Genomic DNA, 12,211 nt, shown 5'->3' with positions numbered 1-12,211 from the left:
CGCGTGTGATGCCGAAGGCTTCCCACCCGTCTTTCACACGGGCGATCTTCCTTCGCAGGGGCCCCGGAGAAACCACTCCACCCCATCGAGCAGACCAGCCGAACCATCGAGCAACTGCGAGCAGCCTCAGAAGTCGAAGCCGCTGCCGATGTCGCCGCCACCACCCCAGTCTCCGCCGAAGTCACCACCGGTGTCCGCGCCCGGGTCGCCTCCCGCGTCGACGGCCGCTGCGTCGGCTTGGCCCGCGTCGTAGCCCGCCTCCCATGCCTGCGCGTCGGGAATCCCGGGCATCCCTGCGAACATGGCGCTGAACAGCAGCACCGAGCCCATGCCCCACGCGCCCGCCACCAGCGCGGGCTTCCACCACGGCTCGCTGTACCAGCCCTGGGGGACCGGCCTGCCCGCCACGCGACCGCCGGGGTAGTAGTGCGGGGTTCCGCGCCCGGGCGCAGGCGAGGCCGCGTAGTCGCGCCCCTCGACGGTCACCCTGCGGTCCTCCTCGACCCGCCCGGCGCGCACCTGCTCCGGGTCGGCGGGCAACTCCGGTCCCGGGTCGAGCCCCATCGCCGTGCGCGCGGCCCGGACGTAGTAGAGGCCCTCCATCGCGGTCTTGGTGACCAGGCGGCACTGTTCGACGGTGGCCGCCTGCTCCATCTGCGAACCCGCCGCCGTGTAGCGCTCCGCCGCGTCGGCCAGCGCCTGCCGGGACGGCTCGTCGGAGCCGGTCAGGTTGATCACCTGCCCGCCCAGCCGCTCGACCCAGCGCCGCGCCTCCGCTTTCGCGTCGTCGAGCCGCCGAACCCGTGCGGTTGCCTGGTTTCTCGCGGCCACCAACAGGATCGCGACCAAGGCGAGGATGACCACCACCAGCACGACAGCGCCGTCCATCGCGACCTCCTCTGTGCACACTGCGCCGATCCGCCGGACTCCGTCCGAATCCGTCACTGGGACAACGCCGTCGAGTCCCCCTCCGGTTCCCGCCGGAGGCATGTGGGTGTTACCGAGAGTCCGTAGGTAACGCATGAATTCCCGTCTTACGCGCATGATTCACCAGATAAGGTGTCGCCATGTGGTTCCCCACCGCGCGTCCGGAGTGCTCTCCGTGAGAGTGAGCGCACCCGTCCTGGTCCGAGAAGCGACAGCCGAGGACGCCGCGGCCATCGGCGAGGTCCACGCCGAGGCGTGGCGGCTGGCGTACGGCGATCTCTTCGAGAACCGCTGGCTGCCCAGATTCGTCGAAGAGCGGCGGACCAAGTGGACAGCCCAGTTCGCCGACCTCGGCGCCGACTCGGTGCTCGTCGCCCAGCGCGGCGACGGGATCGTGGCCTTCGCCCGGTTCGGCACGCACCCGGACAACCCGAGCGACGGCGAGTTGCGCGCGTTCTACACCCACCCGAGTTGTTGGGGCACCGGCGTTTCCGAGACGCTCATGCACGGCGTGTGGGACAACTGCGAGGACATCCGCCGGATGCGGCTGTGGACACTGGCGGGCTCCACCCGCGCGCGCCGGTTCTACCTGCGCATCGGTTACACCGAGACCGGCCTGATCCGCGAGCGCGACTACGGCGACGGCAGGCCGGTCCTGGAAATCGAGTTCGCGCGGCGGCCCGGAATCACCTGACCAGCGCGGTCAGTCCGCGGCCAACCCCTGCTCGATCACCGACCGGGACGCCGCCGGGATGCCCAACTCGCCCAACCGCTCCGGCTCCACCCACACCGCGCCGTCCCGCAGCGGCCCGCTGACCGGCCGCCCACGGAAACACACGGCGAGGTCCGCGCTCCACGGCTCCGTCGGGTCGCTGTAGATCCCGATCAGCTCGCTGACCTCGGCGCGCACACCGGTCCGCGCCGCCACCGCCCGCACCGCCGCCTGCGGCAGCGTCTCCCCCGCCGCCTGCGGCCCACCCGGAAGCCGGTGCCCGCCACCGTCGCGCACCATCAACACCAGCCCCGCGTCATCCACAACGAGCATGCTCGCCCCGACCAAGGTGCGGTGATCCGGGGACGCCTCGGAAAAACCGGTTCGCGCCATGCCCTACTGACTACCGACTCGCGAGTAGCAACGCCAAGCGCCTTCGCGCGATGTTCACGCCCGAGCGCCGAAATCACTCGGCTGGCTGTGTCGCAGGCCACTCGGTCACAGAAAGCAGCCGGGCTCCCGGTCAGGAACCCGGCCGCGCTGAGCGGGCGACGGGAATCGAACCCGCGTAGCTAGTTTGGAAGACTAGGGCTCTACCATTGAGCTACGCCCGCATACGACGGTCCCCCGCCGCGAGAGGAAGCTTAGCGGTAGGGATACGCTGTGCGCGCACCACCCCGGGCTGTGGCGCAGCTTGGTAGCGCATCCGCTTTGGGAGCGGAGGGTCGCAGGTTCAAATCCTGTCAGCCCGACAGAGTGTCGATGTACGAACCCCGGTCACGGTTCACGTGACCGGGGTTCTCCATGTCCGCGGGTCGTGCGCGATCCATGTCACACGCGACCGGCGACGGGAGGCGGCGCCGACGAACTCCACCCCGCGGTCGTAGGGTTGGCGGTAGGGATCCGCATGTAGCGCGCCAGCACGACGAGCGCGGTGATCTGGGTGCATGAACAGGCGGTTGCGCGCCGGGTCGTCGAACTGCTGGTGCTCGCCGATGTCGCAACCGCGCTTGAACAAGTATCCGCGGGTTGAAACCGTGCGTCCCCGGTAAACAGTGCTATCGGGACGGTGCGTGGCTTCAGTGGGTCAGGCGGGCTGGCAGGTGGGGCACCAGTAGTTGTTCCGCGTGGCCAGGGGCTCGGACCTGACCGGGGTCCCGCAGATCAGGCAGGGCTGACCGGTGCGGCGGTAGACGTAGACCTCGCCGCCGTGGCGGTCCTGGCGCGGCGGACGGCCGGTGGCCGACGGCAGGTGCTCGTCGCGGACCGTGTCTATTCGGCCTCGGCGGACGCCCAGGCGCATCAGGGCGACCAGGTCGGGCCACATCTCGTCCCACTGGGCGCGGTCCAGGGAACGGCCGGGCGTCAAGGGGTGCACGCCGTGGCGGAACAACAGTTCCGCGCGGTAGACATTGCCTACGCCCGACAGCACTGACTGGTCGAGCAGAAGCACCGCGATCGGGGTGCGGGAGCGGGAGATGCGGTCCCATGCCCGGTCCGGGTCGGCGTCGCGGCGCAGCGGATCGGGGCCGAGACGGGCGCGCAGAGCGTTTACCTCAGCGCCGGTAAGGACCTCGCAGGCTGTGGGACCGCGGAGATCGCCCCAGTGGGTGCGGCCCACTATCCGCATCCGGACAGCGCCGACCGGGGTCGCCGCGGGCAGCGGCGCGTCATCGAACGTGCCATAGAGGCCGAGATGGATGTGCACGACCCTGTCCGGCTCGTAGACGTGGAACAGGTGCTTGCCGTGCGCTTCCGCGCGGCGCAGCACCTGGCCGTCCACAAGGGACGCACCGGCGGCGAACCGGCCCTGCGGGCTGGACACCTCGACCGGGGCGCCCGCGAACCGGCGCTGGTGCAGCCGCGCCAGCCGGTGCAGGGTGTGGCCCTCCGGCATCAGGCGGTGGGCAGGGCGGGTGGCTCGCCGGTCCGCTCGAACTCGGTCAGCTGGCCGATCCGCCGGGCGTGCCGGGGGTTGCCGGAGAACGGGGTGGCCAGGAACGCGTCCACGATCGCGGTCGCCTCGTCGAGGGAGTGCATCCGCGCGCCGACGCCGATCACCTGGGCGTCGTTGTGCTCCCGGCACAGCTTGGCGATCTCCACGCTCCAGGCCAGCGCGGCGCGGCAGCCGGTCACCTTGTTCGCCGCGATCTGCTCGCCGTTGCCCGAGCCGCCGATCACCACGCCGAGGCTGCCCTCGTCGGCCACGACGCGCAGCGCGGTCTCGACGCAGAACGGCGGGTAGTCGTCCTGCGCGTCGTAGACGTGCGGGCCGACGTCCACGACGTCATGGCCCTCGGCGGCGAGGTGGTCGGCGAGGTGGGCCTTCAACTCGAAGCCCGCGTGGTCGGAACCCAGGTAGACGCGCACGACCGGCAGTGTGCCATCCCCTCACCCGTTCGGCCCAAACGGGCGCGGCGGGCGTGGTCTGGGTAACACCGCGGTGTCGATCACCGACGGCGTGGGCATGGACGGAGAGCGATGACGGGCCCGGTGGCGGGCGTGGACGGCGTGCCGGGCGGCTGGGTGATCGCGGTCGTGCGCCCCGACGGCTCGGTGGACTGGCGGATCGCCGAGAACGCGGAATCGGTGCTGGCGCAGACCCGGGACTGCGTCGCGGTGGGCGTGGACATCCCGATGGGGCTGTCCGACCGGCACATCCGCGACTGCGACCGGGTGGCGCGGCTGCGGCTGGGAAACGCCCGCTCGTCGGTGTTCTTCGCGCCCGTGCGGGCGGTGCTCGACGGGACCAGCCACGCGCACGCGAACGCGATCAGCCGGGCGGTCACCGGCTCCGGGATCAGCGTGCAACTGTGGAGCATCCTGCACAAGATCAGGGACTGGGACGCCCACGACGAGGGCGACCGGGTGGTCGAGGTGCACCCCGAGGTGAGTTTCCGGGCGCTGGCACCGGACGTGGCCTTCGTCTCCAAGAAGACCGCCTTGGGCCTCGGCCAGCGCATCGCGGCCCTGCTGCCGTTCGTCGACGCCGCCCGCGCGCTGACCACAGCGCCCGCCCGGGCGGGCGCCGACGACGCCTTGGACGCGCTCGTGGCGGCCTGGTCGGCACGGCGCTGGTCCGCGCGGCAGGCGGAAATCATCGGCGGGGAACCGGACCCGGTCACCAAGCGGCCGATGCGCGTGATTGTTTAGCCGGCCGAATTCTCCGGCGGAATGCAGCGCACCCGGATGGCCGGAAACCGCGTTTCTTGACGGAATACTTTCGCCGTGAACTCCTGTGACACCACTCACCGGGCCGCGGAAGCGGATTGTCGTGTAGAACCGGGCGATGACGTGGATCGAGCTCGCCGACGGAGTGTTCGCCCGCCGCTACGCCGAACTGGACCAGACGCTGGGGCTCGTCGTCGGCGGCGACCGCTGCCTGGTCGTCGACACCGGCACCGACGAGCAGCACGGCGCGGACTGGGCCGCGGCGATCAGAGAGATCACCCCCCTGCCCTGGACGGTGGTCATCACCCACGCGCACTGGGACCACTTCCTGGGCACCACGGCGTTCGGGGCGGCCCCGGTCTGGGCGCACCCCGGCTGCCTGGCCGCGATGGAGTCGGGCGCGGCGGAGCAAACCAAAACCTGGGCGGAGAAGTACCGCGAATCCGGCCGCGACGACCTCGCCGACCGGCTGTTGCGCGCCCCGGTCGTGCTTCCTGACCACAGCGTGCCGGGATCGACGGACCTGGACCTCGGGGATCGGACGGTGACACTGCTGCACCCTGGGCGGGGACACACCGATCACGACGTGGTCGTGCACGTGCCGGACGCGGGGGTGGTCTTCGCCGGGGACACGGTCGAGCAGGGGGCACCGCCCTCGATCGGGGCGGACAGTTTCCCGCTGGAATGGCCTGGGACTCTGGACGTCCTGCTGAACTTGGGGCCGCGGACCGTCGTGCCCGGCCATGGTGAGCCGGTGGACGCCGGGTTCGTGCGTGGGCAGCGGGCGGAGCTGGCGACTGTGGCGAGCCTTTGCGACGGGGTGCGTAGCGGGAGCATCACTGTTGAGGAGGCAGTCGCGCATTCTCCTTACTCTGAGGCTGCTACTCGGCCTGCTCTGGAGCTTGGCGCTTGATCGTGGCTTCTCCTGGAGTCGGCTTGGGGGTTGGCTCGACGGGCTAGTGCCGCCCGGCAGAAGGACGGGCTGCCCTCAGGCGCGGCCTGGCAGAAGGGCGGGTGTGCCTGGTGAGCAGCAAGCCCCAACAAGGCCACCCGACCGCTCCGACCAGCCCTCAACGACTGCTTTCGCCGCCTCGCAGCCCCACAACAAAGCCCCACCCACCCTGGGGGCTGACCCCGCTCCAGTCTATCGCCGCAGGTCAGCACAGGGAAGGGGGCAGGTCGCGCCTGTGGATAACTCGCCGGGCAGGTGTCGCGACACGCCGGGGGTGGGGGTGCCATCCCTCGAAAGGGGCCCGGACTCGGGGGTGGGGTTAGCGCTGGATGGACTTGACCTCGGTGAACTCCTCCAGGCCGAAGCGGCCCATTTCTCGGCCGTTGCCGGATTGCTTGTAGCCGCCGAAGGGGGCCAGGGGGTTGTAGGCGCCGCCGTTGATGTCTATTTGGCCGGTGCGTAGGCGTTTTGCCACGGCCAGGGCTCGGTCGGGGTCGCCTGCGAAGACGGCTCCGGAGAGGCCGTAGATGGTTGAGTTGGCGATCGCCACGGCTTCGTCCTCGTCGGTGTAGGGGAGGATGGTGAGGACTGGGCCGAAGATTTCCTCTTGGGCGATGCGCATTTCGGGGCGGACGTTGGCGAAGATTGTGGGCGGGACGTATGCGCCGCGTTCGGGGAGGTTTTCGGTGTTTCCACCGTAGGCGAGGGTGGCGCCTTCGGCGACGCCGATCTTGAGGTAGTCCAGGACGCGGTCGCGTTGGGCTGGGGAGGACATCGGGCCGATGCGGGTGGCGGGGTCCAGGGGGTCGCCGACGGTGTACTTCGCGGCGGCGGCGGTGGCCAGTTCGACGGCCTGGTCGTGCAGGGCGGCGGGGACGAGCATCCGGGTCCACGCGGTGCAGGTTTGGCCGCCGTTGATGAAGGTGTTGGCCAAGCCGATCTTGACGGCGCGGAGCAGGTCGGCGTCGTCGAGGATCACGTTGGCCGACTTGCCGCCCAACTCCAGGGCGACGCGCTTGACGGTCTCCGCCGCCACGGCCGAGACGCGTTTGCCCGCGTTGGTGGAGCCGGTGAAGGAGACCATGTCGATGCCGGGGTGCGCCGAGATGGCCTCGCCGACGACCGGGCCGGTGCCGTGCACCAGGTTGACCACGCCGTCGGGGACGCCTGCCTCGGCGAGGATCTCCAGGAGCAGGTTCGCGTTGAGCGGGGCGACCTCGCTGGGCTTGAGCACGACCGTGTTGCCCGCCGCGAGCGCCGGGGCGACCTTGGCCACGATCTGGTGCAGCGGGTAGTTCCACGGGGTGATGGCGCCGACGACGCCGACCGGCTCCCGGACGATCAGGGAGTTGCCGATCTCCTCGGTGAAGGAGAAACCGCTCTCGACGAGGTCCGCGATGCTGGCGGTGATGGTCGCGGGCAGGCTCGCCTGGACCTTGGTGGCGAAGGCGAGCGGGGACCCCATCTCGGCCGTGATGGTCGCCGCCAGCTCGTCGCGGCGGGCGGTCAGGCCTGCGGAGACGCGGCGCAGGACCGCAGCCCGCTCGATCGGGTCGAGGGCGGACCAGGGGCCGAACGCCCGCTGGGCGGCGGCGACGGCCGCGTCGACGTCGGCCGCGTCGCCCGCGGGGACGCTGGCGATGACCTCTTCTGTGGCCGGGTTGACCACATCGATCCGGTCGGTCGCCGTGTCGATCAGCTCGCCGCCGATGACGTGGCCCGCGCGGGTGGTGACGGGAGCAGCCATTGATCCTCCAACAAGCGGGGTAGGGCACCGGAAAGCCGGGCCCGCGAGCCAGGGTGGCATACCTAACGCGCGGGGCGCACGACCGGGAAAGTCACACGCGGCGCGGGCGCGCCGCATGTGACCGCTCCCCTGCTCAGGTGAAGTCCAGCTCGCCGGTGCGGCTGCGCTTGAGTTCGAAGAAGTCCGGGTAGCCCGCCAGCAGGCGCGCGCCGTCGAACACCCTGAGCGCGTCGTCGCCCTTGGGGATGGAGGTGAGCACCGGGCCGAAGAACGCGACCCCGTCGATGTGGATGGTCGGGGTGCCGACCTCGTCGCCGACCGGGTCCATGCCCTCGTGGTGGGACTTGCGCAGCGCCTCGTCGTACTCGGTGCTGGTGGCGGCCGCGATCAGCTCGGCGGGGAGACCGACCTCGGCGAGCGCGGCCTCGACCACCTCGATGCGGTCGCCGCGTCCCTGGTTGTGGAAGCGGGTGCCCATCGCGGTGTAGAGATCGCGCAGCACCTCGTCGCCGTGCGCCTGCGCGGCGGCGATGAGGACCCGGACCGGCCCCCAGCCCGCCGCGAGCAGCTCGCGGTAGGACTCCGGAAGCTCGTCGCGGTTCTCGTTGAGCACCGACAGGCTCATCACCCGAAAGCGCAGATCGATGTCCCGCTGCTTCTCGACCTCGATGATCCACCGGGAGGCGATCCAGGCGAACGGGCAGATCGGGTCGAAGTAGAAGTCGACCTTGGTCCGGGGCGCGGACGCGGGCACTTCCTGCACTGCGGTCATGGACTCACTCCCAAAATTTTGATCTTCCGACGAAGATTTGTCAGCATCTTGCGCGGATCTTCACCCACTCGGCGGGCAGCCAGTCCCCCCGCGACGCTGCAACGTCATCCCCACGGCAAAGCTTCCCGAGCCTCCTCGCCACCGGCGTCAGGTAGGTCGTGATTGGATGCGATTGTCAGTTCCGAAGTTGTCCTCCAGTTCCCCAGCCCTTTACCCACCGACGAGTCCGCCGAGGTGTTCCGTGGCCGCGCCCAACCTGACCCGAGACCAAGCCCAGCAGCGCGCCGCGCTGGTGGAGGTGGAGTCGTACTCCATCGAGCTGGACCTCACCGATGGCGTCGGCCAGCCCGGTGAGAGCACGTTCTCCTCACGCACGACAGTGCGCTTCACCAGCCGCGAGGTAGGCGCGTCGACCTTCATCGACATCGTCGCGAGCGCGGTGCTGTCGGCTGAGCTGAACGGCGTCGCGCTGGACGTGTCCGGCTACACCCAGGAGGGCGGTCTCCCGCTCACCGACCTGGCCGAGCGCAACGTCCTGACCGTCGTCGCGATCTGCGACTACATGAACACCGGCGAGGGCCTGCACCGTTTCGTCGACCCGGTGGACAAGAGCGTCTACCTGTACACGCAGTTCGAGACGGCCGACGCCAAGCGCATGTTCGCCTGCTTCGACCAGCCCGACCTGAAGGGCACCTACGCGATCAGCGTGATCGCCCCGCGCGGCTGGAAGGTCATCTCCAACGCGGCGGCGGCGGCCGTGACCAGCGTCCCCGGCGGTGTCGACGGCGCGGCCCGGCACGAGTTCGAGACCACCAAGCCCATGTCGACGTACCTGGTCGCGCTGGTCGCGGGCCCGTACGCGCAGTGGACGGACGAGTACACCGACGGGCACGGCGCCATCCCGCTGGGCATCTACTGCCGCGCGTCGCTGGCCGAGCACATGGACGCCGACCGGCTGTTCACCGAGACCAAGCAGGGCTTCGCGTTCTTCCACGACAACTTCGGCGTGGCTTACCCGTTCGGGAAGTACGACCAGTGCTTCGTGCCGGAGTTCAACGCGGGCGCCATGGAGAACGCGGGCTGTGTCACCTTCCTGGAGGACTACGTCTTCCGCAGCCGGGTGACCCGCTACGCCTATGAGCGACGCTGCGAGACGGTGCTGCACGAGATGGCGCACATGTGGTTCGGCGACCTGGTCACCATGCGCTGGTGGGACGACCTGTGGCTCAACGAGTCGTTCGCGACCTTCGCCAGCGTCTTGGCCCAGGCCGCCGCGACCGAGTACAAGCACGCCTGGACCAGCTTCGCCAACATCGAGAAGTCGTGGGCGTACCGGCAGGACCAGCTGCCCTCGACGCACCCGGTGGCCGCCGACATCCCCGACGTGCAGGCGGTCGAGGTCAACTTCGACGGCATCACCTACGCCAAGGGCGCGAGCGTGCTCAAGCAGCTCGTCGCCTACGTGGGGCTGGACAACTTCCTGTCCGGCCTGCGGGTCTACTTCGGCAAGCACGCCTGGGGCAACGCGACCCTGGCGGACCTGCTCGGCGCGCTGGAGGAGGCGTCGGGCCGCGACCTGTCCTGGTGGAGCGCGCAGTGGCTGGAGACGACCGGCCTGAACTCGCTGCGCGCCCGGTTCGCCCTGGACGAGGCGGGCCGGTTCAGCGAGTTCGCGGTGCTGCAGGGCGGCGCGAAGCCGGGCAAGGGCGAGCTGCGCACGCACCGGGTCGCGATCGGCGTCTACGACGACGCCGACGGCAAGCTGGTCCGCACGCACCGCGTGGAGATCGACATCGACGGCGAGCGCACCGAGGTGCCCGAGCTGGTCGGCGTGCCGGGCGGCAAGCTCGTGCTGGTCAACGACGACGACCTGACCTACTGCACGATGCGGCTCGACCCGGGCTCGCTGACCACGCTGATCGACCGGATCGGCGACATCACCGAGCCGCTGCCGCGCACCCTGTGCTGGTCGGCGGCGTGGGAGATGACCCGCGAGGCCGAGCTCAAGGCGCGCGACTTCGTCACCCTGGTCTGCCACGGCCTGGCCGCCGAGACCGAGGTCGGCGTCGTGCAGCGGCTGCTGCTGCAGGCCCAGACCGCGCTCGGCTCGTACGCCGACCCGGGGTGGGCTCCGACGGGCTGGGGCGTCTTCACCGACCGCATCCTGGAGCTGGCCCGCTCGGCAGAGCCCGGCTCGGACCACCAGCTCGCGTTCGTCAACTCGCTGTCCGGCTCGGTGCTGGACGAGGCGAAGCTGGCCACGCTGCGCGGGTGGCTCGACGGGTCGGCTCCGCTGCCGGGCCTGGTCGTCGACACCGACCTGCGCTGGCGGCTGCTGCACGCCCTGGTCGCGCACGGCGTCGCGGGCGAGGACGAGATCAGCGCCGAACTCAAGACCGACTCGACGGCGGCTGGCCACCGGCAGGCCGAGCGCGCCCGCTCCCTGCGGCCGACCGAGGCGGACAAGGCCGAGGCGTGGCGGCGCGCGGTGCACGACGACGCGCTGCCCAACGCGGTGAACGAGGCCATCATCAACGGCTTCTCCCACCCGGCCCAGCGCGAGCTGCTGGCCCCGTATGCGGCCCGCTACTTCGCCGACGTCGCCGACGTGTGGGCGCGGCGCTCCAGCGAGCGGGCGCAGTCGGTGGCGCTGGGCCTGTTCCCGGCCTGGGCGGTCGACCAGAGCACGGTGGCGGCGGCGGACGAGTGGCTGGCGGGCGAGCACCCGCCCGCGCTGCGCAGGCTGGTCACCGAAGGCCGCGCGGGCATCGTCCGCGCCCTGGCGGCCCGGGAGTTCGACGGCTCCTGACCACCGAAACGTGAAAGTGCCCCCGCCGGGTCGGCGGGGGCACTTTTCATGACCCCATACTGAGGGCTACCGTCCAGTGATCAGCGGTGACCAAACTCGCGTTCAGAGCAGCGGACCCGCTGCTATTCGGCGAGTCGGCCATAGTCTGTTCAGGCTAACCGGCTTCGGCGAACGGGCGATCGGGCGCTGTCTCAGCGCCGGTGCGCTTCGCCCGCCTGGTCGCTGAGCATCCGCAGAGCGCTGACGAGCCCGCCGATCAGGTCGCCCTCCTTGAACGAGGCGACCATGCTCATCACGGCGAGGTTGCAGCCCCGGTCGGGCAGGCGGCGCGCGGCTTCCGCGCCGGTCACGATCTCCACCTTGCGCTGGCCGGGAGACACCGCGATCAGCACCGACTCGGCCGAGGCCGCGCCGATGCCCGCGTGCAGCTCCTCCGCGCGGTCGCGGGTGTCCTCGCCGAGATCGCCGAGGTACACGCTGAACCCGAGGCCGGTGGCCCGCGCCGACAGCGTCAAGGCCTCGTCGAGTCTGGTCAGCTGGACCGTGGTGAACGGAAGCCCGGCGGGCGGGGGCGTCTTCTGCTTGGCCACCGAGATCCGGCCGCTGGCCGTGACCGCGGCGCCGTAGCCGTGCTCCGGGTCCTCGACGGTCGGGTCGGCGTCGGCCCGAATCACCTCACCAGCCACCGCGGGCTCCTCCCTTGGCCGTGCGCCGGGGCGCCGGGTCGTCCTGCGCGGGAGCGGCCGCGGAATGGCCAGCCCCCAGTCCGGCGGGATTCGCCGTCCACCAGACCGGCGGGTGCTCCCACTCCTGTCCGGGGCGATAGCGCGGGCTCTTGGCGAACCTCTCACGCAGTGTCAGTAGGGCGATCACACCGTAGATGGCCAGCGGGATCGCCGCGAAGACGAGAATGGTCTCGACGGGCGTCACAGGCGATACGGTAACCGACGAGCCCACGCCCACAGCGGCGACTCCCACCGCGCGAAGCCCCTGGCAGCGACGCCACCGGCCATGATCGCGCTTCGTGAGCGGTTGGTGCTCTCCTGGTAAGCCGCATCGGCCGACTGACGTCCGCGCTCGTAGCTCGTTGGGCCTATCACCAGGGGGCGAACGGCCTCAAC

12 protein-coding genes and 2 tRNA genes are annotated in these 12,211 nt (G+C 70.6%); 5 read left to right on the top strand and 9 right to left on the bottom strand.

The window, feature by feature from the left end; translation table 11 throughout:
- Positions 1-126: 126 nt before the first annotated feature.
- Positions 127-888, bottom strand: coding sequence for a hypothetical protein (locus tag BLS56_RS22840; protein ID WP_091454598.1), 762 nt, complete (start codon positions 886-888; stop codon positions 127-129).
- A gap of 220 nt (positions 889-1,108) precedes the next feature.
- On the opposite strand from BLS56_RS22840, the gene BLS56_RS22835 reads away from it, so the two are divergent.
- Positions 1,109-1,621: a GNAT family N-acetyltransferase gene (locus BLS56_RS22835; protein ID WP_175482989.1), complete on the top strand. Its 513-nt coding sequence runs from the start codon at positions 1,109-1,111 to the stop codon at positions 1,619-1,621.
- A 9-nt stretch (positions 1,622-1,630) separates the two neighbouring features.
- On the opposite strand, the gene BLS56_RS22830 is transcribed toward BLS56_RS22835, so the two are convergent.
- Both BLS56_RS22830 and BLS56_RS22825 read right to left on the bottom strand, forming a co-directional pair.
- On the bottom strand, positions 1,631-1,972 hold the full coding sequence (locus BLS56_RS22830) for an NUDIX hydrolase (protein ID WP_175482988.1): 342 nt from the start codon (positions 1,970-1,972) through the stop codon (positions 1,631-1,633).
- A gap of 210 nt (positions 1,973-2,182) precedes the next feature.
- Positions 2,183-2,253: transfer RNA gene (locus tag BLS56_RS22825), tRNA-Gly, on the bottom strand.
- A gap of 64 nt (positions 2,254-2,317) precedes the next feature.
- Between BLS56_RS22825 and BLS56_RS22820 the strand changes: the two genes are divergently transcribed.
- A tRNA-Pro gene (locus BLS56_RS22820) sits at positions 2,318-2,391 on the top strand.
- Between the two features lie 335 nt (positions 2,392-2,726).
- Here the strand turns inward: BLS56_RS22820 and BLS56_RS22815 are convergent.
- Together BLS56_RS22815 and BLS56_RS22810 are read right to left on the bottom strand one after the other, a co-directional pair.
- On the bottom strand, positions 2,727-3,536 hold the full coding sequence (locus BLS56_RS22815; RefSeq protein WP_091454588.1) for an Fpg/Nei family DNA glycosylase: 810 nt from the start codon (positions 3,534-3,536) through the stop codon (positions 2,727-2,729).
- A complete protein-coding gene (locus BLS56_RS22810; RefSeq protein WP_091454585.1) occupies positions 3,536-4,009 on the bottom strand; it encodes a ribose-5-phosphate isomerase in 474 nt (157 codons plus the stop codon). Before BLS56_RS22810 ends, BLS56_RS22815 begins: the two co-directional genes overlap by 1 nt.
- 111 nt (positions 4,010-4,120) lie before the next feature.
- On the opposite strand from BLS56_RS22810, the gene BLS56_RS22805 reads away from it, so the two are divergent.
- A complete protein-coding gene (locus BLS56_RS22805; RefSeq protein ID WP_091454582.1) occupies positions 4,121-4,792 on the top strand; it encodes a DUF429 domain-containing protein in 672 nt (223 codons plus the stop codon).
- A 136-nt stretch (positions 4,793-4,928) separates the two neighbouring features.
- The gene (locus BLS56_RS22800) at positions 4,929-5,723 is read left to right on the top strand and encodes an MBL fold metallo-hydrolase (RefSeq protein ID WP_091454579.1); all 795 of its coding nucleotides are present in this window, start codon (positions 4,929-4,931) and stop codon (positions 5,721-5,723) included.
- A 358-nt stretch (positions 5,724-6,081) separates the two neighbouring features.
- Here the strand turns inward: BLS56_RS22800 and BLS56_RS22795 are convergent, their stop codons facing one another.
- Complete coding sequence (locus BLS56_RS22795) at positions 6,082-7,509, bottom strand: aldehyde dehydrogenase family protein (RefSeq protein ID WP_091454576.1); 1,428 nt, start codon at positions 7,507-7,509, stop codon at positions 6,082-6,084.
- A gap of 133 nt (positions 7,510-7,642) precedes the next feature.
- Positions 7,643-8,281, bottom strand: a complete 639-nt coding sequence (locus BLS56_RS22790) for a DsbA family oxidoreductase (protein ID WP_091454574.1) — start codon at positions 8,279-8,281, stop codon at positions 7,643-7,645.
- A 241-nt stretch (positions 8,282-8,522) separates the two neighbouring features.
- Here BLS56_RS22790 and pepN point away from each other — a divergent pair, with 241 nt between their 5' ends.
- Positions 8,523-11,090: an aminopeptidase N gene (gene pepN, locus BLS56_RS22785; RefSeq protein WP_091454572.1), complete on the top strand. Its 2,568-nt coding sequence runs from the start codon at positions 8,523-8,525 to the stop codon at positions 11,088-11,090.
- A gap of 191 nt (positions 11,091-11,281) precedes the next feature.
- Here pepN and BLS56_RS22780 read toward each other — a convergent pair whose 3' ends face one another.
- The gene (locus BLS56_RS22780) at positions 11,282-11,776 is read right to left on the bottom strand and encodes a DUF5130 family protein (protein ID WP_175482987.1); all 495 of its coding nucleotides are present in this window, start codon (positions 11,774-11,776) and stop codon (positions 11,282-11,284) included.
- The gene (gene ctaJ, locus BLS56_RS22775; RefSeq protein ID WP_091454570.1) at positions 11,766-12,020 is read right to left on the bottom strand and encodes an aa3-type cytochrome oxidase subunit CtaJ; all 255 of its coding nucleotides are present in this window, start codon (positions 12,018-12,020) and stop codon (positions 11,766-11,768) included. Before ctaJ ends, BLS56_RS22780 begins: the two co-directional genes overlap by 11 nt.
- Positions 12,021-12,211 lie beyond the last annotated feature (191 nt).

The organism is Actinokineospora iranica (assembly GCF_900101685.1).
GTDB lineage: Bacteria > Actinomycetota > Actinomycetes > Mycobacteriales > Pseudonocardiaceae > Actinokineospora > Actinokineospora iranica.
Note: the sequence above shows the minus strand (reverse complement) of the source record. Positions and strands in the feature narration are given on the sequence as shown.

Excerpts from the sequence above, each read along its gene's own strand:
- BLS56_RS22840 (WP_091454598.1), bottom strand. The coding sequence starts at position 888 with ATGGACGGCGCTGTCGTGCTGGTGGTGGTCATCCTCGCCTTGGTCGCG.
- BLS56_RS22830 (WP_175482988.1), bottom strand. The coding sequence starts at position 1,972 with ATGCTCGTTGTGGATGACGCGGGGCTGGTGTTGATGGTGCGCGACGGT.
- BLS56_RS22815 (WP_091454588.1), bottom strand. The coding sequence starts at position 3,536 with ATGCCGGAGGGCCACACCCTGCACCGGCTGGCGCGGCTGCACCAGCGC.
- BLS56_RS22805 (WP_091454582.1), top strand. The coding sequence starts at position 4,121 with ATGACGGGCCCGGTGGCGGGCGTGGACGGCGTGCCGGGCGGCTGGGTG.
- BLS56_RS22800 (WP_091454579.1), top strand. The coding sequence starts at position 4,929 with ATGACGTGGATCGAGCTCGCCGACGGAGTGTTCGCCCGCCGCTACGCC.
- BLS56_RS22795 (WP_091454576.1), bottom strand. The coding sequence starts at position 7,509 with ATGGCTGCTCCCGTCACCACCCGCGCGGGCCACGTCATCGGCGGCGAG.
- BLS56_RS22790 (WP_091454574.1), bottom strand. The coding sequence starts at position 8,281 with ATGACCGCAGTGCAGGAAGTGCCCGCGTCCGCGCCCCGGACCAAGGTC.